17 protein-coding genes are annotated in these 22,004 nt (G+C 41.6%); 8 read left to right on the top strand and 9 right to left on the bottom strand.

Annotated features, from left to right (window positions below):
• Positions 1–202: 202 nt before the first annotated feature.
• Complete coding sequence (locus OGM59_01035) at positions 203–1,981, top strand: ABC transporter ATP-binding protein/permease (GenBank protein ID UYI91083.1); 1,779 nt, start codon at positions 203–205, stop codon at positions 1,979–1,981.
• Positions 1,974–3,791: an ABC transporter ATP-binding protein/permease gene (locus OGM59_01040; protein ID UYI91084.1), complete on the top strand. Its 1,818-nt coding sequence runs from the start codon at positions 1,974–1,976 to the stop codon at positions 3,789–3,791. The genes OGM59_01035 and OGM59_01040 overlap by 8 nt, the downstream gene beginning before the upstream one ends.
• Before the next feature lie 121 nt (positions 3,792–3,912).
• Here the strand turns inward: OGM59_01040 and OGM59_01045 are convergent, their stop codons facing one another.
• The gene (locus OGM59_01045) at positions 3,913–4,041 is read right to left on the bottom strand and encodes a hypothetical protein (GenBank protein UYI91085.1); all 129 of its coding nucleotides are present in this window, start codon (positions 4,039–4,041) and stop codon (positions 3,913–3,915) included.
• Between the two features lie 284 nt (positions 4,042–4,325).
• Between OGM59_01045 and OGM59_01050 the strand changes: the two genes are divergently transcribed.
• The gene (locus OGM59_01050) at positions 4,326–5,297 is read left to right on the top strand and encodes an alpha/beta hydrolase (GenBank protein UYI91086.1); all 972 of its coding nucleotides are present in this window, start codon (positions 4,326–4,328) and stop codon (positions 5,295–5,297) included.
• Between the two features lie 114 nt (positions 5,298–5,411).
• A complete protein-coding gene (locus tag OGM59_01055; protein UYI91087.1) occupies positions 5,412–5,867 on the top strand; it encodes a fibronectin type III domain-containing protein in 456 nt (151 codons plus the stop codon).
• Between the two features lie 66 nt (positions 5,868–5,933).
• Here the strand turns inward: OGM59_01055 and OGM59_01060 are convergent, their stop codons facing one another.
• From OGM59_01060 to OGM59_01080, 5 genes are all read right to left on the bottom strand, one after another.
• Positions 5,934–7,019, bottom strand: a complete 1,086-nt coding sequence (locus tag OGM59_01060) for a hypothetical protein (protein UYI91088.1) — start codon at positions 7,017–7,019, stop codon at positions 5,934–5,936.
• 6 nt (positions 7,020–7,025) lie between these two features.
• Entirely contained in the window at positions 7,026–7,520 is a 495-nt protein-coding gene (locus OGM59_01065; GenBank protein UYI91089.1) for a sigma-70 family RNA polymerase sigma factor, read from the bottom strand.
• A 339-nt stretch (positions 7,521–7,859) separates the two neighbouring features.
• The gene (locus tag OGM59_01070) at positions 7,860–8,060 is read right to left on the bottom strand and encodes a hypothetical protein (GenBank protein UYI91090.1); all 201 of its coding nucleotides are present in this window, start codon (positions 8,058–8,060) and stop codon (positions 7,860–7,862) included.
• Positions 8,061–8,764: 704 nt separating this feature from the next.
• On the bottom strand, positions 8,765–8,995 hold the full coding sequence (locus OGM59_01075; protein ID UYI91091.1) for a hypothetical protein: 231 nt from the start codon (positions 8,993–8,995) through the stop codon (positions 8,765–8,767).
• 488 nt (positions 8,996–9,483) lie between these two features.
• Positions 9,484–13,152, bottom strand: a complete 3,669-nt coding sequence (locus OGM59_01080) for a M64 family metallopeptidase (GenBank protein ID UYI91092.1) — start codon at positions 13,150–13,152, stop codon at positions 9,484–9,486.
• A 188-nt stretch (positions 13,153–13,340) separates the two neighbouring features.
• On the opposite strand from OGM59_01080, the gene OGM59_01085 reads away from it, so the two are divergent.
• Positions 13,341–13,697, top strand: a complete 357-nt coding sequence (locus OGM59_01085; GenBank protein UYI91093.1) for a hypothetical protein — start codon at positions 13,341–13,343, stop codon at positions 13,695–13,697.
• Between the two features lie 321 nt (positions 13,698–14,018).
• On the opposite strand, the gene OGM59_01090 is transcribed toward OGM59_01085, so the two are convergent.
• Positions 14,019–14,630, bottom strand: coding sequence for a YitT family protein (locus OGM59_01090; protein ID UYI91094.1), 612 nt, complete (start codon positions 14,628–14,630; stop codon positions 14,019–14,021).
• 575 nt (positions 14,631–15,205) lie between these two features.
• Entirely contained in the window at positions 15,206–17,206 is a 2,001-nt protein-coding gene (locus OGM59_01095; GenBank protein ID UYI91095.1) for a hypothetical protein, read from the bottom strand.
• Between the two features lie 871 nt (positions 17,207–18,077).
• Here OGM59_01095 and OGM59_01100 point away from each other — a divergent pair.
• From OGM59_01100 to OGM59_01110, 3 genes are read left to right on the top strand one after another with little or no spacing between them, the layout of a single operon-like run.
• Entirely contained in the window at positions 18,078–18,515 is a 438-nt protein-coding gene (locus OGM59_01100; protein ID UYI91096.1) for a radical SAM mobile pair system MarR family transcriptional regulator, read from the top strand.
• Positions 18,512–19,201 (top strand): radical SAM mobile pair protein A, encoded by a 690-nt coding sequence (locus OGM59_01105; protein UYI91097.1) that lies wholly within the window; start codon positions 18,512–18,514, stop codon positions 19,199–19,201. The genes OGM59_01100 and OGM59_01105 overlap by 4 nt, the downstream gene beginning before the upstream one ends.
• Positions 19,189–20,097: a radical SAM mobile pair protein B gene (locus OGM59_01110; GenBank protein ID UYI91098.1), complete on the top strand. Its 909-nt coding sequence runs from the start codon at positions 19,189–19,191 to the stop codon at positions 20,095–20,097. Before OGM59_01105 ends, OGM59_01110 begins: the two co-directional genes overlap by 13 nt.
• A 274-nt stretch (positions 20,098–20,371) precedes the next feature.
• Here OGM59_01110 and OGM59_01115 read toward each other — a convergent pair whose 3' ends face one another.
• Positions 20,372–21,850 carry an alpha-L-fucosidase gene (locus OGM59_01115; protein UYI91099.1) on the bottom strand — a complete coding sequence of 493 codons (1,479 nt, stop codon included), beginning with the start codon at positions 21,848–21,850 and terminating at the stop codon, positions 20,372–20,374.
• Positions 21,851–22,004 lie beyond the last annotated feature (154 nt).

Raw genomic sequence — 22,004 nt, forward strand, 5'->3', positions numbered from 1 at the left:
TACTATCATACAATGCACGCCCCCGGTTGTCAACAAAAACAGGGGATCCTGCATTGACATCCTCGGTTGGTTCGGGTAAAATAAAAGCACAGACGGTTGTTGCCGATCAAAAAGAGAAATCTGTTCCCATTCCGAACACAGTCATCCAGCCCTTGTATAAGTCTATGCAGGGGCGATTTTGGTTTTTAGGTAAGGAGGAGTTATGCGAGAGAACATAAAGTATATGCTGAAAAACTGGATCGCCTGGGACAAAAAAAGTCTGCTGTACTTTTTTATTCGTGTGCCGGCACTGGTATTCCAGCCCATTGTTACCGCCTATATACCCAAGGCGATGATCGATTGTATCGAAAAGGGCGTTACCACCCGGCAACTGATTTTGGTGGTGGCGCTGCTGAGCCTGCTGCTGACCATTACCATTTGGCTGGATCCGTTTATGAAGGAGCTGATCCTGGGCGGTGCCCGGATCGTGCGCATGCGCTATGCGGTGGCTGCGTTTGAAAAAAATCTCAGTACCGACTATGCCAATATAGAAAATCTGGAAATGCGCGAGAAGCAAAAGCGCGCAGAGGTTTTTTATAACGGACGGTATGCAGGCGGTTCAAACTTTATAAGCACGCTGAATTTGTTTTTCGTTGCGGTGGTGGGTGTTGTTGCGTCCGGCGTACTCATCTACAAGATCAATATTTGGATGATTTTGCTGATTATTGCCACCTGCGGCGCCCAGTTTTGTTTGCAAAGAGCGCTGACGAAGAAACAGCGGCAAAACTTGGATCAACGCACGGAACCTGCGGCGAAGTTCGATTATTTTTATAAGCTGTGCAAGGATGGCACGGCGGCAAAGGATATTCAGCTTTACAATATGGGCGATTATTTTATTCGGGCGCTTGCCGCCTCCCTTTGCAGGATTGAAAAAATCTATGCCCGGTACACCCACACCTGCGTAGCGTTTAACGGCATTACCGCTTTGCTCAGCGCCGTGCGCCAGGCCATTGCCTACATTTACCTTGCGTATTTGACCGGCAAGGGTGCGCTCAGTGTGTCCGATTTTATCTTCTATTTCGGCATCATTACCGGCTTTTCCAACTGGGTGCTCCATTTGGGCTTTGCGGTCAATCAGATTGAGATGTGCTGCAAGGAGTGCCAGGCATACAGGGAGTATATTGCGTTTGCGGATCATGCAGAGGAGGGGGAGCGGCTGACCTCCAAATCCGTTGATCGGGTGGTGTTTGAGCATGTGTCCTTTCAGTACCCCTCTGCCGATGCACCTACGCTGAAGCATATTGACCTTACATTCAAAAATGGCGAAAAGATTGCCATTGTGGGGGAGAACGGCGCAGGCAAAACCACGCTGATCAAGCTACTGTGCGGCCTGTATGCGCCCACCGGCGGTCGCATCCTGTTAAACGGCAAAGATACTGCCACCATTGCAAAGAGCAGCTATTTCGATTTGTTTTCAGCCATTTTTCAGGACTATTATTTCTTGCCCATGACCATTCAGCAAAACATAACGGCAAGCCTTGACTATGATCGGGAAAAATTTGACCTGGCGCTGCAGAAAGCCGAAATGTATGACAAGGTGTATGCCTTGCCAAAGGGCGCAGATACGCTGATGGACAGGAATGTGTATAAGGATGCGGTGGATTTTTCCGGCGGTGAAAAGCAAAAGCTGCTGCTTGCCAAGGCTATGTACAAGGACGCGCCGATTTTGATTTTGGACGAGCCAACGGCGGCGCTGGATCCGATTGCCGAAAATCAGCTGTACTTAAAATACAGTGAGCTGACCGATGGCAAACTCTCTTTCTTTATTTCCCACCGGCTGTCTTCCACCCGTTTTTGCGACCGGATTTTGTTTGTGTCCGGCGGCCAAATCACCGAGATGGGCACCCACGAGGAGCTAATGGCCAAAAAGGGCGCATATTACAAAATGTTTCAGGTGCAAAGCTACTATTACAGAGAACAGGGGGTGGCTGTGCATGCGTAACTTTAAGATGATAGGTAAGATGTATCGGGAGATTGCCGGCCTGGACAAAGGTATTCTGCCTGTGGATTTCTTCTGCGCGATTTTGACCGGCGCCAAGCCCTTTGTGAACATTTGGTTCACTGCCAAGATCATCGGTATGATGACCGCCGGTGCGGACTTTAAGGGGCTTTTGGCCTATATTCTTGCGGCTGTGGCGCTTAATTTTGTGCTGGATTACACAGGCGGTTTTTTATCTGACCTATACGATGTTAAATCCGACCTGCTGTTTAGCAGAGAAAATTTCAAAATGGCGGAAAAGCTGTTTCATATGGATTATGAAAAGCTGGAGGACAACACATTCAGAAAGACGATCCATAAGCACGAGGAGGCGGGCGCCAGCCGGTGGGCGCGGTTTTCGTACTTTATGTGGACCAGCCAGGTGTTTGTTAAGGGCGTGTTTACGGTGGCGGTGTCTGTGGTGATGATCCTGCCGCTTTTGAAAATCGGTTTTACCAAAACCGGCAATTCATTTTTTGAAAGACCTGTCTTTCTGATCCTGCTGATTGTCACTCTGATTGTTATGGCGGCGGTTATGGCGTTGATTGCCGTGCGGATGAACAAGTCGTACCTGGCTGCAAACGAGGCGTATGCCACGCTGGATCGTCTGTTCTATTCGCTCATTGACCTGTTTGCCGATTATAAAACCGGTAAGGAGATACGCCTATACAAAGAGCAGCACTTGATCGGCAAGATCGCAACGGAAAAGATTCTTACTGACGGCGAAAAAACGCTGAAGCAAATTTCCATGCGCACCGCAAAAACCAGCTCCATCGTTGCGGTGATGGGTGCCTTTGTTGCGTTTGGCGTGTATGTTTTTATCGGGGTCAAGGGCAATTTGGGGCTGTTTGACATTGGTGCGCTGGTGATGTACTGCGGCGCTTTTATGCAGATCGTAAACGGTGTTATGCTCATCGCTAACACGCTGGGCAAGCTGGCGGAGATCTTGCCGCTGGCTCGGGTTTATTTTGAGATTATGGAGTGCACAGACAGCAAGCAATACGGTACCCGGACCCTGGACGGTGACCGATTTGAGATCGAGTTCAAAAATGTGTCGTTCAAATATCCGGGCGCAAATCAATATGCCCTGGAGAATGTGAGCATTAAAATTGAGAACGGCAGCCATCTGGCCGTGGTGGGCAGGAACGGCAGCGGCAAAACCACCTTTATCAAGCTGATGTGCCGCTTGTATGATGTGACCGACGGCGAAATTCTCATCAACGGCGAAAACATTCAGGCATACACCAAGGAGAGTATTACCGCACTGTATTCCGTAGTGTTCCAGGATTTCAAAATCTTCTCTGTGCCGCTGAGAGATACGGTTTGTGCCGGTTCCGCTTTTGACCGGGACAAGCTGTATACCTGCCTGGAAAATGCCAATATTAAGGAGAGAGTGGAATGCCTGCCCCATCAGGAAAACACTTATCTTTATAAGGATTTGAACAAGGGCGGCGTAGAGATCTCCGGCGGCGAGGCGCAAAAGCTGGCCCTTGCCAGAGCGCTCTATAAGGACGCGCCGGTGGTGGTGCTGGACGAACCTACGGCGGCGTTGGATCCGATTGCGGAGAACGAAATTTACAGCCGCTTCAATTCCTTTGTGCAAAGCAAAACGGCCATTTACATTTCGCATCGGCTGTCCAGCTGCGTCTTTTGCGATACCATCGCCGTGTTTGATCACGCAAGGCTGGTGGAAAGTGGCACGCACACAGCGCTTTTGGCTGCCGACGGCCAATATGCAGCGCTTTGGAACGCGCAGGCAAAGTATTATGTGTAGCCTGCAGCAGCACAACAATGCCGCTCTCGGCGAAAACGAAAAAATGAAGGAAAAAGCAAAAAAGCAGACATCCGTGTGGATGTCTGCTTTTTTCTTGCAAAATGCGGCAGCGGTTTTGTCTTTAAAGATCCGGCAATTCGATCGGGTCTCTTTTGCCGTCATCCCCGCCGGTGCCACCGGATGTTGTGATGACATCTTCAAGGTGAAAAGCATTCAATTCTGTTTGCGGCTTGAGATATTTTTCCTTCATATCCGTTCCTCCTTTCGCTTTGCAATTGCGTATATCTATCTTAAATTCAGTATAGCAGAATTGCAAAAGGAAAACAAGATCGCTACGCAAGTAATATTCAAAATATGCTTATAAAAAGGCTTTCTTCTGCAGAGGATTTGTTGACATCCGTCCAAAAATGTGATTTGATATACACAGAGCGCTTTTGTATTGTAAAGACAGTCGGGGCGCGCACAAAACAGTGTCAGATTGCAAAATGACATTTTGCGACCATGTTATGCTTTTGACGGCAGGAGGAGATTTTTATGAATAGAAAGAATGTAGGTATAGCTTTTGGCGCACTTTGTGGGCTGGCAGCTTTAACTGCAACGGCAGCGGAAATATTCTATGATATCTCAATCAACACGAAATCACCTATCCATATGAGCAAACTCAACAACTTGGTTCAAAAAGCCACGAATACTGACGGCAATGAAGAGGAAGCAAGTGCAAAATACAGCGGTATGACAGGCACGCCGGAAATCAAAGAATGGTATGCGACACACGGCGAGGATGTGTATATTCTGTCTGATTCGCTGCGCCTGCACGGAAAACGGTTCAAAAATACCGGCACAAAATATGTTCTTGTATGCCACGGCTACACAAGCAAGGCCAAGCATATGGCCGGATTTGTTCATAAATTTTATACGCTTGGTTATAATGTTTTGGCAGTAGATGCAAGAGCCCACGGCGACAGCGAGGGAACAAAAATCGGTATGGGCTGGCCGGAGCGTATGGATATTATAAAGTGGATAAACCGGATCCTTTCATGGGAGCCGAATGCCCGGATCGTTCTGCACGGTGTATCCATGGGGGCGGCAACGGTTTTGATGGCGTCAGGTGAAGATTTACCCGGAAATGTGAAGGCTGTTATTGCAGATTGCGGCTACACGTCGGAATGGGATGAGTTCCAACGGGAGGCGGATACCCTGCATATTCCGTGGTTCCCTGTGCTCAACGCCACATCGGTGTTGTCCAAGGTGCGTGACGGGTATGATTTTAAGCAGGCCAGCGCCCTTGCGCAGGTGAAAAAGAGCCGCATACCAACGCTGTTTATTCACGGCTCGTCGGATGAGCTTGTGCCGTACAGTATGCTGGGCGAATTGTATGCGGCTGCAGCCTGCGAAAAAGAGAAACTTACCGTAGAAGGCGCAGGCCATGCGCTCTCGTCTTCTGTTGCGCCCACGCTGTATTGGCGTACAGTCGAGGATTTTATCGCAAAGTATTTAGATAGGTAAGCAAAATTTATTTGCCATTTATGCGGAAATATGTAAATATAAACGCCTGGGAGAAGCGGTTCATTATGGAGGGTGCGCCGGAGCTTGGCGCTAGGATCGTCTCCGATTTGGCAGGTGAAGGATCGCACAGGCAGAGCCTTAAAGGGCGGTGTGGACTACAATGTGTCTTATCCCAAGGGCATGAAAAATGTGGGCAAATACACGGTTAAGGTTACTTTTAAGGAGAATTACAGCGGCAGCAAGTCCATGACTTATAGCATTAACCCCAAGGGTACCAGCGTATCTAAGGTTACTGCCGCTAAGAAAGGCTTTAAGGTCACTTGGAAAAAGCAGAAAACCCAGACCACAGGCTATCAAGTGCAGTACAGCATAGACAAGAACTTTAAGAAAAACAACAAGACCGTTACCATCAGCAAGAACAGCACCACCTCTAAGAGTGTGGGCAAGCTGAAGGCTAAGAAAAAGTATTATGTTCGTGTACGCACTTACAAAACCGTCAAATTCGGCGGCAAGAGTGTGAAACTGTATTCCGGTTGGAGCAAGGCCAAGAGCGTGACCACTAAGAAATAATGAAACAAGCAGGCGGTTGTTACCGCCTGCTTTCCTTATTTTATTTTGCAATCAGCGTTTTATTTTTTAAGACAATGCTGACTCAATGAATGCAACGATTCTATTATATTTAGAATTTTCTATTTTATAATAAACAGGATTTCCTTTATGACAGATATCAAAATAAAAATAATTTTTTGTTAGTGTAATATCCAAAGAATTTTTATCGAGATTTAATTTCTGACCATCTGCAAAAATGAGTCTCAATTTATATTCTCCATCCTCAGACATAAGTGATTTTTCACTTTCTAATCCCTTATCATAATCACTTAAATAACTGCTAATATCATCAATTTTATTTTCATTACATCCTTTAATGGTGTTTACTATCGAAGTAATTACTTCCTTGTCTGTTATAGTGCCTTTTAGTAAAGGGCGAATGTCCCGATCCGTAATATTTTCTTCTTCCGGCAATTCAATCGTATAATCATAGAATTCATCTTGCCAAATCTCAATACCGATAATTTCATTATCGCCTTTTGCTGTGTATAAATTTAATAAATCTTCGATCGTATAGTCGGTAGTTAAACCATTCAAGTAGAATATATAATATTCATTATTGGTCTGAACTATAATTAAATGATCACTTTTGGCATATTTATAAACCAACGCTTTATAAAATTTATTGTTTTCAGCTTCTTCAACAGTCATTGGTACATAATTTGACAAGTCATTCGTAAGATTAAAATAATCAAGCGTACATACTAAATCGCCTATTTCTGATTGCTTTAATGCAATAGTATTATTCTTATCCGCTTTCGCATCTCCAAAATAATACTGCGAATAAATCTTGTTATCAATAATAATTTTTTGCGGATATTTAGTGTCTTCAATTTTAATTTTTATCGTCCTATTATCAGTAGAAAAGCCCTTATTATTTGTTGATGAATTATGCGTAGTTTCAAAAGCATCAGAAGAATTATGATTTAAATATTTAACTGTTGATATTGAGGTGACAAGTATCATAAAACAAGCAGCAAATGATAAAGAAGCAACTTTCTTTTTTCTTTGAATTTGATTATGTTTTGAAATTTCTGATTTAACACCCGCTAATGTTTTTTTATACAAATCATCCGGTAATTTTAATTGATTATTATATTCGGTATAATTCATAATATACTACTCCTTTTCAAGATAGGTTTTCATTTTGCTTTTCGCTCGTAACAAATGAGACTTTACGGTATTCTCATTGCTTTTCATTATTTTTGCTATATTTTTTATTGGAATTTGTTCATAATAGAACAGATAAATTACAAGTCTTTGATTTGCGGTTAATCTTATCATAGCTTCTTCTAAATCTAAATGATTCGTTGTTTCTTTTTCAAACTTATTATCCACAATTTTAATTGTATCATCTAATTCCAAATTTTGACGTGATTTTGAACGAAGAACATTTTTACTCAAATTTGCTGTTACTGTAAGAATCCAAGCTTTTTCATGATCGTCATCGTTGAATGTTTTATTAGCGATAAAATATTTAATAAATACCTCCTGAACAATATCCTCAGCATCATCTTTATTCAAAAGAAAATTGTATGCTGTTCTAAAAACGATACCGGCATACTTTTGATATAAATCATCAAAACGCTGATTGTCGAATTCAATTATGGACATATAATTCATCACCTCCTATAAATGAAACACATATTGACTAAAAAAAGTTGCAAAATTTTTTATATGTATACTGCAATTTTTTAGTATGGTTATGTGTTTACATTATAAACGCAATTCATTACAAAATAGTTATATGAAATTTGAAGTAATGCAAATGAAAACTATTAAAATTATATTAACTTGACCTAATATGAATTGCAAGTAAAAAGCGATCTGATTATTACAGATCGCTTTGGCTTTTTGATGGATAAACAATATAAAAGGCAGAAAATAAGAAAGGCACCGTGAAAAATCACGGTGCCAAAAGAACTGATATTCTTTTTAGTGTAAGACTATGAATTAATCATCACACCAACCATAACAAAACCATTCTAAATCAGCGACATTGTCAATATAGTCTTTGTTGTGCTTTTTAGACTTTGCTATATTTGCCTGATTTGCTTTGTAGGCTTTGTTGTTTGGATTGTGTTGGTTAGCATAATCATCCAACTGCTTTTGTGTATGCGTTTTCGATGATACACCTTTTTTCTTATTTGCCATAGTCTGCTCCTTTCTCCGTAGAACGAAGTGAAAACACACAACATAATAATGCATTAGAATAACCGCTCACCGAGGAGCTTTTTTAAGTCCTTTGGGGTAATTAATACGAACAATAAATAATAAATACCATTCAATGCAACTATTACTATCTACGGTTGTCGGAGTAATTATCAAAAAAGTATGTTCGCTGATTTTTTGATAATTAACATATTCAATATATCACAAAATTCTAAAAATATCAATATCATAAACACAAGCAAAAATAGGGGAAATAAATAAAAAAAGAGCTGAATTTTCAGCTCTTTTTTTGTGGCAGAGGTGTAAGAACCTGAACGCAAGCGTTCAGAACCTTGTTACTCGCTTTGCTCGTAATAACGATTCGAACCTTAAATGACGGAGTCAGAGGCTCGCAATCTTTTTTCAAAACTGCCTATTTAAGCCATTTTTCAGACTTTGCGTCTCTCAAAAATCTCTCAGGATTTTATTTTTGCTCAGCACGGCAAATTCGTATGAGGAATTGCGAACCTTACACTGAGGTGTCGAAAGAAGTTCTAAATCCACATTATCTTTTACAGTAGGGTAGTGCACCGTTTGGTGACGAAGAATATAAAAGCTCTTCATTTAATTTCACAAACAAAGTGTCATATATGGCGGCAAATAAATACCTAACTTAAACATAATAAGCCTCTCCTTTAATTACACTCCTATTTGTTTTCAAACCAAATATCCATTTTGCTTGACTGAGCTTGTCTTTTGTATTCTGTTTGATTTGATGTGCGGGCAGTCCGTTCGGTGTCAGTTGGTTTTTGGGAAATTTGCCGAGGCTGCTTATTGTTTTGCTGTGCTTGATTTTGAACACTATTCTCTGACGAAGGCGAAGGTGCTTTGTCAAATGTTCTGAGTATTTCTTCAATTTCTTTTTCTTGTTCGTCCATTTGATTTCTCCTTGTTCGATTTTGATTCAACGCTGAAAAGCATTGTGTTGCTGCAGGGCTTGTGATAAAGGTTTTAAGCGTTAAAAACCACCAGATGCAAATCGCTGTTGTATGCAAAGAAAATCCGCAAAAGGCCAAAGAAAAAAGCAGAAAGCAAGGATAAAAAAGAATCCCGATAACATTGAAACGGCAGATGAGAAATCATCTGTCGTTTGTTTTTATCTCTTCAGAAAAGATTCCACCGGTAGAACCGGGGGGTTCATCAATTGCTAAGCAGTCAAAAGGAGTCAAGACATAAAATCTTGACTCCTTTACTCTTTAGTCGTTCCAATCAGGTGGAGTGACAATCGGTTCATCGCCGCCACCGGATGTCGTAATTACATCAACGGCAGCAAACTTTTGAATGTCTGAATCAGGTTTGATATACTTTTCCTTCATCTTAATACCTCCTTAATTATTTCATATCTAAAATTAAACTGATATGCCGATTATTTGCCTGCATAGGCTTTTGCGGAATTGCCGTAACGCATCATTGCGTCTGTAACTGCTTTTAACTTTGTATCAGTAACAGTTGCGGCATAGGATTCCACACTGTACTTAAGTGTATAGCTGACTTGCTCATCGCCTTTGTATGCAGTGATAAATACTTCATCACTCATTTGATTTGCATAAACACCGTCAAAATAGAAATACCAATAACCGTCTTTGCCTTTTTCAAAATTATCCGGATTTTCGGCATAGGTATATGTCAATGTTCTTGAACCTATTTTTACTTTGAATGAAAGGTCATCAAGAGTAACATTGGTCATATTCAGCGGTATTGCAATTTCAACCGAATTATTCAGCCTTAATGCCGTACCAAACTTTACAAGCCTGTTTTCGCAGGTTTCATAGCTTGCATTCTTTATATTTGTTAAATTCAAATCAGCCGTGCTGCGAAGTGCTTTTTGCTCATCCGTAAGTATATCGGTAAGCAAATTATCGGTTTTATAGTTTTGATATACCTGACAAGCCTCGCCGTAATATACCAAATCCACCAGTAAAGTTTTAAGCTTTGCAGAAGATGTAGGCTTATTTAGCGTTGACTTAATATAGTCGATTGCACTGTATTTATAAGCATTACCGTTATATGTTACACCGTCTTTGACACCATAGAATGTAATACTTACATCATCACCTAAAGCCTGCGGTGAAATACCCGTATAATCAAATATGCAATAAACAATTGAATTTGAAGTTAATGTTTTACCAGACGGATATACTTTTTCGGTTTTACCGTTTCGGGTAAACTCGGCATACACTTCGTCATAATAATCGACTACATCTTTGGTAATGTAAGTTGCAAGGGTGATACTGCTTTCAAGCGACAATGCATTACCTCTGCGACGAAGAAGAGCTGTATTCGGTGCCTCTTTTGTTTCACTTTCACCACAAGCGGAGCAAGTACGAGTCTGCGTGCCGTCTTTATAATCACTTGATGAATTATAAACAGCATCATTATTGTATTTCCAAGCAGACCAAGTGTGAGTGTGTTCTTCGTTTTTATTTTTGTAATAATATGTAACAACCGTTCCGTCCGAAACAATAGGCTTGTTCAAGCCGTCAGCCTTTACAAATTTGTAATCAAAAAGTGTTTTTGCCGGTGTTAAATCAAGCTTTGTGCCGTATGGCACGGTAAATGTTCCGCCGGCAGTGTTTGGAATTTCAGAGCCGTCCTCAAATTTATACTGAATTGAAACGGTTGTGTAGCGCTGTGTTTCCGTATTGTCGTCAGCAAGCACATTTCCGTTTTCATCGAGCACCTGAAATGCCACGGTATCGCCGCTCTTAAGCTGTGCATCAGACGGAATTTGATAAATAAGCGAGCAACTCTTTAAGCCTGAATTAAAGTCGCTTTTGATGTGATCCAAAGCACCGAGCGGCCAGAAATTTGCCTTATCATTCCAAACAGGAATGTCAAAGGTTTGTACTGTTTGAAGCGGATTCCCCGATGAATCGGTCGCAACGCTTCCGTCGGAGTGCTTAATCCACATTTTGAATTTTAATTGTCGTGCATTTTTATCTGAAATGTTTTGAATAACAGTTCTAAGCTCGATTTTTTTACCGTTCATATTAGTATTAAATCTGCTTTTGCTGTTGCCGCTCAAAAGTCGGTCATTGCGATTATATGTGTAATTATAATATGAACTTGTTTCAAGGTCGGTAAAATCAGACGGCTTTGAATAAGCACCCGTATATTCCTTAACCTCGGGAGTTGCAACATAAAGGTCTACATCCTTAACAAGCTGAGACATTCGCTTGAAGCCCTGCAAACGGCAAACCTCACAGAATTGATAGTTTGTGTCTCTCATTATGCACTCATAACTTGAAACAAGCATTTTTGAGCCGTAAGCATTGCGGCAGGTATATGTGTTTCTAAAACCTAAAAGCTGTCGCCATTTTATCTTTTCCGGGTCTTCAACCGAGGAAAGATTGAGTGATTTAAGCTCCTTATCGTCAAGCAAATATCCGCCGCTGTATTCATCACCGAGACCGAGCAAACCGTGTCCAAACTCGTGTGCAAAAGTTTTTGACGCACGATAGCTGTCTGATGGCGAAATGAAATAATGGAAACCGTATTCACGGTTATTATAAGCACCGCCGAAATCATTTGTTGTATTTACAACCATAGCGAACTGGGCAATATAATCGTGAACATAATAATAAGGCTCATATTCCGAACCGGACGGAATTGTGTTTGGATCACACTTTTTTTTGATATGAGCATCGTGAATTTTCTCGATAAATTCAGGACCGATACATCTCTCAAAAATATGATTTTTCCACTGACTTCCGTGGAGATTATTAGAAATAACAGGCGAATTATATTTGTCGACTATAACATCAAAGAAGGTGCTTCCACCATTGTCAAAAGTCGATTCGGAAGCTGTGCAAAGAGCGTAAACATTGAATCTGTCGGCATAACTGCGATACGGTTCATATTTCATAGCGTCCTGCCAAAGCCGTTTGACATCATTGATGAATTTGCCCTGCTGACTTTTTGTGTATCCCTCGCCGCAAACGACAACAACCATATTTTCCGTGTCGCTGCGTGTTTTTTGGATGGTATAAACCGGGATGGTAGGATTAGAATATTTTCTGTCATTTGAATACCACGGGCCGAGGGTGAGCTGAATGCTTTGCTCGGTGCTGACATTCCAATCGGGATTTGCGTCCTCGGCAGGTTCCGAAATTGTATAATCATCCTCTTGTTTGTTTGGAGCAGAGCCGATATAAGGGTTGCTTTGTGAGCCGCTGCCGGAAGTTGTAACAAAATATTCGGAATCGAGATAAAATGCAGGTCTTACGCCCAAATCGGAATACCACGGAGCATAACGACCGACCTGACCCGATGAACTGATATAACGCATATCGTGGTTGCAGTCGGTAACCGGGGTACGGAGCCAATAGGGCCAAGCCATTCCGTCATTATTGTATGCGACATAATAGCCGTTGAGATTTTTCCATACGGCATTTGCTTGCTTAACATCAAGAAGGAATACCTTTTCGGTTGTGGTTTCAAAATACGCACTATCGTAATTTATTGCCGCATATGAAATATCGGTATAATATAACAAATCCGAATTTGCGTCTCCGTTAACTATGCCCTTGTTGTATTCGGGATGAGAAACGAGAGAACGCTGGGTAACGGTTTTCATTGCCGCAATTTCAGATTTTGAAAAAGCGTTGAGAAAACCCGCTTTTTCGTTGTACGCTCCCACACCGCTTACATATCCGTCTTTCGGAGGGTTGCCGCAAAGCCAATCGACTTTGCCTTCAGCTGCGGTTGAATTTAACCAAGAACGCATATTGCTGTCTTTCCAATAGTTAGAACCGTAATCATCACGCTTATAGCTTCTGCTGTGCGATTTTGAACTGCTGTTGTCATTTGTTTTGGCATCATATGCAAGGGTGTCAATAATTCTGTCTGCAAGCATAAGCGGTCCGTTATTGTCAATGCTTACACATCGCCAAAGAATTGAGGCATTGTTATACGTGCCCATTTTAACATAGTCACCGACTTTAATATCCGGCTTTGATGCCGCCTGAACGCTCATCGGCAAAATTGAGATTGCCATGCACAATGCCAACAATATTGCTGTTATTTTTTTCGTCATTGAGTCACTTCCTTTATAAGCGATATATTTGCTTTTATTATATCGTAAGGAATAATGTGTGTCAACGAAAATTCTGTTAATTCTTTGTCAATTTTGCAGCCGGTACATTTAATATTATACGAAGAAGAAAATCTTATCAAATATGCAAAAAGGCTTCTGCCCAAAACAGGGCAGAAGCCTTAAAAATTATGCGATTTTTAGGTTTAGTTGCAAGCCAAGGGGGACTATTTCATCTGCCCGAAAACATGTTTTTGAAAAAAGTGTTGCAAAAGCGGTTGAACACAAAGATTTTCATATCCGATAAGCCTGAATTTTGCGGCGCAATCGGTGCGGGATTGTTTGCCGTTGACAGCGACAGATTGTTGGAAAGGCTCGAATGTAACGCCTTGAACATAAGCCCGAAAAATCTTGTGATTTTAATCGGAACGAATGACATCGGCATAGGAGTTCCGACCGAGTACACCTTGAAAAATATAAAAGAAATTTTGCAAAGAACGCAGACACTTTGCTCGAATACCGCCGTAAAAAGCAGTATTCGGGCATAAAAAAAGCCTCGAAACACGAATGTTCCGAGGATGGCAGCAGGTTCAAAATTGAATCCGAATATAATCGGATCACTGTTAAACTTGCATTTTATGTTAATCCACGAATAACTTTCTCTGATAAGTCTTAAGTCTGCTGAATAATATTCAGCCATACCTTCAAGTACATATTCAAGAATTATGCTTTTTGAGCCTTCGCTAATGTTTTCGTTAGCGGATATAATCTTAACTCCGTTTATTCTATTGTCCATTTTTTACGGACTTGTTCAAATCGAATTCCATCCTTTTTGTATGTCTTATCACTTTTAGGCTTGTATGAGAATTTTAAGAAATGTTTTTTAAAATCTTTGATTTTTTAACAGTGCTTACGGTTGCCTGAATTATCGGACCGGAGAGCAAAACGGTGGCAATTGTGCAAATTCCGAATTTACCGCCGAGCAAAACGCCGATAATTACCATTATAATATCAAGAACCATTCGTACGATTTTGATTTTCCAACCGTTTTTTTCGGCAAGCGAAAATGTGACTGCTTCATAAGAGCCCCTGCCGAAATCAGCGGCGGAGTAAAGCCCCGTTCCGAACGAAAATATAGCAATGCCAAGCAGCATTATAACAAAATTAACCGCTTTAATATTTGTATAATGCTGAATTTTTGTGAATACATCTACGAAAAAACTGTAAATGATTTGGTAAAGAATTGTGCCGACATTGATTTGCTTTCTGTCATAGAAAAAGGCAAAAATTATCATTGCCACAGCCACAACAAACGACGATGTGCCGATTGACATACCTGTCACATTCGTCAGCCCTTGCCACAATATCGCAAGTGTTGCGCCGCCGAAACCTGCGCCTATTGCAAGCGTAATCCCGTATGCGGATATTATTGATCCGATAACGATCAGCAGCGTTTTTGTTGCATATTTTTTAAATTTCATATGATCACCTACAAAAAAATAAGACTGTAAACTCTGCTGTTGTGTTCAGAAACAGCAAAATTTATAGTCTTCATCAGCCGAGACAGCTTTATTTTTTTGATTATACACCTGAGCTTTTATGAAGTCAACGGTTATAAATATGATTTTCTGTATTCGCTCGGAGTTTTGCTCATTTCAATTCGTGTTACGATTTTGATTTAAGCGATGTCTCTCAAAAGTCTCAGTCATAAATGCCCTAAATCGCACTAAAATGACTTTGGAATTTTGAAATTTGCTGTCTCTTAGAATCTCTCAAAAATCTCTCGGAATTTTATTTTTGCTCAGCACGGCAAATTCGTATGAGGAATTGCGAACCTTACACTGAGGTGTCGAAAAAAGTTCCAAATCCGCATCATCTCTTACAGCAGGGTACTGTGCAATTTAATGACGAAGAATATAAAAGTTAATTATTCAATCAAATTTAATCCAAACTCAAGTCTCGTATATTCTATTCAATAATTAGGTAACAAAAAAGCGCCGTATTTCTACGACGCTTTTGTCTTGCTCAGAAGATGGAGCAAGGGAATGTTATTTAATTATCTGTTGTACTTTTTCTTTCTGCTGGCAACCGTTGTAGCAAGGGTTGCGCCGCCGCTGGCTAACAGTAGGGAAATCCACAGTGCAAGGTTGCTTGTATTGCCAGTCTGCGGACTCTTATCGGATGTTCCCGGTTTGGTGCTGGCAGGCTTTTTCTCAAGAGCAGCAATCGCATCTTCGATAGCCTTTGCCATCTTGTCTACTTCAGATTGCTCCGTAATATTTTTACCACGGACAACAGCTTTGACAGCGGTTTTCACACCGGAGAAATCCTTGTAGTCATCCTTCTTCAAAGCGTTTGCTTTGGCAATGGCTGCATCTACCTTAGTATAATCAGCGTCCTTGTATTGCAGGGCAGCAATGGCATCTTCAATAGCCTTAGCCATTGTATCAACCTCGGTCTGCTCCGTAATATTTTTACCACGGACAACAGCCTTGACAGCAGCTTCCACACCGGAGAAATCCTTGTAGTCATTCTTGTTTAGCGCATTTGCTTTGGCAATGGCTGCATCAACCTTTGTGTAATCAGCATCCTTGTATTGTAGGGCAGCAATGGCATCTTCAATAGCCTTCGCCATTGCATCAACTTCGCTCTGCTCAGTGATATTCTTGTCACGGACAACAGCATTGACGGCAGCTTCCACGGCAGTGAAGTCCTTGTACTCGTCCTTGTTCAGGGCATTTGCCTTGTCAATGGCTGCGTCGACCTTAGTGTAGTCGGCAGGTAGATAAGTCATTGCAATGGTCTGCGTATGCGTTGCCGCATCGGCGGTGATCGTTATATTGTCGGTGTATGCTTTGCAGTTATCGGCTGTTACCTCAACAGGGTAAGTTCCTGCTTCCAAACTGACAGAGCCGGTAACCTCCTGACCATTCACTTTAACAACAACATTGGTCAGACCGTCCGGCGTTACAACGAAAGAAACCGGATGGACAGCCTTTGTGATAAAATGGACATTCTTATAAAGTGCAAAATATTGGGTTCCGCTGGAAAGCAGGTCAATTTCTGTTCCTTCCGAGTCTACGGCTTTTGCATAGTTCAGGTGATAGCCATCGGCAATCACAGGCACACTTTCATCGAAAATTGCAGGGATATTATTCTCATTCGTATTCTTTGCATCAATCTCTGCTTCTTCTACAGTGAAGGTGCCGTTACCGCCCATGGGGTATTTACCGTCAGTGGTTACTTTGGCACCACCCTTGATCAAAATATTGCCTCTTGCCCATAGCGCGCCGTCCGCAGTAGAGGTACAGTTTACCTGGCCGCCGTTAACCGTCAGATTACCTGCAGCATACAGACCGGGATAATAGCTTGTTGCTTTAACTTTAGATGCAGCAAGCTCAATATCGCCGCCGTTCCCTTCTTGATCTTTCCAGATATATGCTCCGTTACGTCCGTCCTGAGTCGCCTTAAGCGTAACATCGGCGCCGTTTATAATCTTCAGCCAATGGGCATCGATTCCGGCATACAAGCCGGTGGAATCCACTGTTGCCCCGTCAATTTCGACCATTCTTCCGGTTATGCCCAATCCGCCTTCAGAGTTTATTATGACCCTTGCTTTATCGGAAATCTTGACGTCAGCCCCTGTGCTAATTCCATCGTAGTTTTCCCCGATAACGTTGATCACCAGTGTTCCATCGCCGGTAATCTCGACAGAATTGCTGTAATTGAGGTATATTCCCACTCCTCCGCCGGGATCGGTTCGGGTAATACTATTTGTCCCGGTCAACCGTATCTTCAACGTACTGGGGATAGTCGTTTTAATACCGTAGTCTGACATGGTGTCGTTGTCAAGGGTAGCATTGTTCAAAAACAAGGTGTGAGTGGTCGGGTCATAACTTACTGTTCCACTGAAAAGATTATCCTTATTCTCAGATGTGACCTGTACGCCGTCTACCCAGATGTTGTAGACTGTGGGTTCCGCTGCCAGTGCTGTGGCAGGCAGGAGTCCAGCTACCATTACAATGCTGAGTAGGATTGCAAATAGTTTTTTCTTCATAATAGTTCCTCCATTTTTTAATTGTCCGCTATTTACTTTCTCCGACAGCGGACACGCCGGAGAAGACAGAAGGTTTAACCGGAAAAGATCGATTTGCCGGTCGTGGTTAGGACTTCAATATCAAACCACCATCCTTCCGGCAAACGCAAAAAGCCGAAGCCAGGGCATAATACGCCCTGTCTCCGGCAATTGGTTCGTTATAAATTGTATGAAATAAGGCTTGATACGCTGAAAAAACGGCGTTATGCTCCTGCCCAGCCAAGCCGAGCCGACAATGATTGTCGCATTTCCGTTTGTCATAGACAAGTCCGCCTTCCATAATTCCTAAGGCAAAAAGGATATAAATTCCCCACTATATAATTATACAAAAGTATTGTAGCATATTTTTCCAGAAATTTCAAGAAATTTTCAGAATATTACACTTCTCTTTTTCTCAAATCATTGCCTTCTTCCATTACTCACGGAACTGTATGACTTCTTGAATACTTCCCGAAAAGGAAAAGCCGCCGTCTGTGACAGCGACTTTTCTATTTAGCGGGTAAACCGTCCGAGAAAACATTGTTTCTGCCTGCTTGTTAAGGTCTGTATGGTAATCGCTCAGCTTGCTGGTAGTCAGCAGCTCAACATACAAGCGAACCTTACACTGAGGTGTATAAAGAAACTCTAAATCCGCATTATTATTTACAGTAAATAACTGCTTCCGTCATCTGCACTTGCTCCGTCTGTTTTGCCCTTTGGCAAAAAGACATGGGGTCTAATGCTTTTAAAAAGAAGGAAAAAACGGAATTTACCTCTATTCAGGCATACAAACTGTTGACAATAAAGCTCCTATATAGTATAATTCAACAAACTACTATATAGGAGCTTTTGCATGAAAACAAATGGCGGATTTCTTGTCACCAAAATAAAACAACTTGGAGACCGGATTTTTGAGAAGATTCTCAGCGAAAAGAATATTGATGCGTTCAATGGAGCCCAGGGGCGCATTCTTTATGTGCTGTGGCAGGAGGATGGTATCTCAATCAGATCACTCTCGACTCAATGCGGATTAGCGATAACATCTCTTACGACGATGCTGGAAAGAATGGAAAATCAAGGGCTGATAAGCCGTGTTCAGTCTGAAACGGACAAAAGGAAAACCCTCCTGTTTCTGACCGAGAAAGCACATGCCTTAAAGGGCGAGTACGATTCTGTATCTGATGAGATGGGCAGTATTTACTACAAAGGTTTTTCAGAGGAAGAAATTACCCGGTTTGAGGAATGCCTTGACCGCATCAGAAAGAATCTTGAGGAGTGGCAGAAGTCATGAGTATTTGTATCAAAGATCAGATTCAGAACATGAATCTCGTCATCGGCTGCACATTGGGGTGTGCATATTGCAATGCCCGCAACAACGTGAAACGCTGGCATATGATTGATGACTTCGCTGACCCTGAATTCTTTCCGGGTAAGCTCAAGATGATGGAAAAGAAACGTCCGCAGAACTTTCTTCTTACCGGGATGAGCGATTTCTCCGGATGGAAGCCGGAATGGAGAGACGAGGTATTTGCAAAGATCCGTGAAAATCCACAGCATCAGTTCCTGTTCCTTACCAAGCGACCTGATTTGCTGGATTTTGATACCGATCTGGAAAACGCATGGTTTGGCGTTACGGTGACGAGAAAAGCAGAACTGTGGCGTATCGACGCCCTTCGGAAAAACGTCAGAGCAAAACATTACCATGTTACCTTTGAGCCGTTATTCGATGATCCCGGCACAGTTGACCTTTCCCAAATCAACTGGATCGTTGTCGGCACTATGACCGGGGCTCAGAGCAGGAAGATTCATACGGAGCCGGAATGGGCATGGTCTCTGACGGACCAGGCACACGCACTCGACATTCCGGTGTTTATGAAGGAAGACCTTGTCCCTATCATAGGGAATGAAAATATGATTCAGGAAATGCCGGAGGAATTTAATAAAGTGTTAGAGGAACAGAGATCATGGAAGAAGTAATAAATGGAATCCTCATTCATGAGGTGGAAACAAAGAACATCATGACCAAGTCCAGTCTGCCGGTAGGCGGTTACTCGGTCAATCCTTATGTAGGCTGTACACATGCCTGCAAGTATTGCTATGCTTCTTTTATGAAGCGCTTTACCGGCCACAAGGAGGAATGGGGCACTTTCCTTGATGTGAAGCATTGGCCGGAAATTAAAAATCCGAAGAAATATGCCGGACAGCGTGTGGTCATCGGTTCTGTAACGGATGGCTACAATCCACAGGAGGAGCAATTCGGGAATACCAGAAAACTTCTGGAGCAGCTCATCGGCAGTGATGCAGATATTTTGATCTGCACAAAGTCTGATCTTGTGGTACGGGATATTGATCTGCTGAAGAAGCTTGGACGAGTAACCGTTTCATGGTCGATCAACACACTGGATGAAAATTTCAAGAACGATATGGACTCTGCTTCAAGCATTGAGCGCCGTATCGCCGCTATGAAGCAGGTATATGAAGCAGGTATCCGTACAGTCTGTTTCGTATCCCCGGTATTCCCCGGTATCACGGATTTTGAAGCAATCTTTGAGCGGGTAAAGGATCAGTGCGATCTGTTCTGGCTCGAAAATCTCAATCTTCGAGGCGGTTTCAAAAAGACAATTATGGATTATATAGCCGGAAAATATCCTGATCTTGTACCACTTTACGACGAGATCTATAACAAGCATAACCGCAACTACTTTGAAGCACTTGAAGTAAAAGCTGAGAAAATGGCTAAGAAGCATGATTGTGCCTTTGTGGATAATGAAATGCCTTATGGCAGAGTCCCGCAGGGACATCCGGTAATCGTGGATTATTTCTATCATGAGGAAATCAGAGGGACAGAAAATACCGGAAAAAGAAATCTTTAAATAGAAATTGACCGAGTTCTTGGAACGAGGGAGAGTAATTATCGAAAAAGCATGTTCGCTGATTTCTCGATAATTAACATGAACAATATATCACAGAATTCTAAAAGAAGTAACATCATAAATTTAACACAGTAAAGCGCTACCTTTGCATTTTTGATGGATAAACAATATAAAAGCCCTCGTGTGCTCTGCTTGCACATATACATTTTAAATAATACAGTTCAAATTTTTCGGTTTCAGAATTTATATCAAAACTATATTCCATAAATTGCTCCTAATCAATTTCGATTTTAAAACAAATAGGGTAGTTATCGCTAAATCGGCTGTTTGCTTTAACTGTTAATTTAGTATCGCTTCTTTCAAATTCGAGCTTTTCGCCGGTTGAAAGAAGTGTAATATTTTTAATTATAAAATCAGGTCCGTTTTTCTTTTTAAGTGTTTTTATTACAGCGTCCTTACCGTTAGGGCGCATTTGAAATGCGTAGATATACCCGTTTTTATATGTAAATCGAAAATCTTTATTTGTAAATTTCTTTTCACTTGAATCTTGGAAAAATCCCGCTTTGTTATTGACTTTTCCTTCGCCAAAGGTTTTCCAAAATGTTGTGTTGTAAATTCCTTCACCGTTTAGTTTAAGCCAAGCGCCTAATTGTTTCAGTACAGCAGTTTCTTCATCTGTAATTGTACCGTCGGCTTTTGGGCCTACATTCAAAAGTAACATTCCATTTTTGCTTACAATATCTATTAAATCAGTAATAATGTGCCTTGCTGATTTGAATTCGTTGTTTTTTGTATATCCCCACGAGTGTTTGCCTATCGCAGTATCGGTTTGCCAAGGAATAGGGGATATATCTGTTAAAGCGCCGCGCTCAACATCAAAGGTTGCCACAGTAGGTGGAAATGCCTCATGCTTATAGTTGATGGTAACCTCTTCGCCCCACTCCTCTGCTCTGTTGTAGTAATAAGCACACAGCTTTTTAAGAAACGGCTTAAATGAATGGTTGTGAATCCACCAATCAAAATAAAGGTCAGCCGGCTGATATTTATCTATAAGTTCGCAGGTGCGCACAAGCCAATCTTCAAGCCATTCTTTGCTTGCACCGATGGAATAAGTATCTGCTGTCGTTTTATGTATTGTATGGCTGTCCCATTCAGGGCAATAAACAGCGGGTCCGTAAAAATCTCTGTACTTTTCATCATTTACATCACTGTCAAATGTTCTGCCCATATTCATAAAGAAATAATGCTCGGCTCTGTGTGTTGATGCACAGAAGGTCAAGCCATTATTCTCACACGCTTTCTTTATCTCGCCAGTAATATCTCGGCAAGGTCCCATTGCTTTGGCATTCCAGCGGTTAAATACTGTATCATACATAGCAAATCCATCGTGATGTTCACAAACGGGCATTACAAATTTTGCACCGCTTTCTTTAAAAAGAGCCAGCCATTTATCTGCATTGAATTTTTCACCTTTAAACATAGGTATAAAATCTTTGTAACCGAATTTATTTTGAGGCCCGTAATTTTTTCTGTGATATAAATATTCTTTGCATTTTTTATCGTACATTGAACGCGAATACCACTCGTTGCCATAAGCCGGTACACTGTATATTCCCCAGTGAATAAATATTCCAAGCTTGCCTTTATAATACCAGTCCGGTGTTTTGTGATTGGATAAAGACTCCCAACTATCTTTATATTTCCCGTTTGTGATTACATCATCTATCTGCTGTAAGTATTCCTTAATTGTCATAATTTTCCTCACGCAAAGCATTCTATAATCTCTGCACCCTTTCTGACAAATGCAACAAATTCATCAATTTCTGCTGTAACAGTATGATAACCCTTATAATATTACAATTTTAATTATATCGTAGAAAAAGCATAATATCAACAAATAAAGAGCA

It is taken from the genome of Oscillospiraceae bacterium (genome assembly GCA_025757685.1).
GTDB lineage: Bacteria > Bacillota > Clostridia > Oscillospirales > Acutalibacteraceae > CAG-217.